The following is a 210-nucleotide window of genomic DNA, read 5'->3' on the forward strand; positions in this document are numbered from 1 at the left end:
GACGTCGCCAACCGCATGACCGGTAACGCCGGCGACAACTACCTGGACGGCGGCCTCGGTGCCGACACCCTGATGGGCGGGCTGGGCAACGACACTTATGTGGTCGATAACGCTGGCGACACCATCAGCGAAACCAGCACCTTGAGCAGCGAGATCGACACCGTTTGGGCCTCGCTCAACTGGACCCTGAGCGCCAACCTGGAAAACCTG

The 210-nt window shown here is 62.9% G+C and carries 1 protein-coding gene; it reads left to right on the top strand.

Annotated elements, in window-relative coordinates; genetic code table 11:
* Positions 1-210 (top strand): hypothetical protein (locus ACM6JQ_RS20865; RefSeq protein WP_414894618.1); only part of this gene is annotated, 210 nt, incomplete at both ends.

Source organism: Pseudomonas sp. IT-232MI5, from assembly GCF_949767845.1.
Taxonomy (GTDB): domain Bacteria; phylum Pseudomonadota; class Gammaproteobacteria; order Pseudomonadales; family Pseudomonadaceae; genus Aquipseudomonas.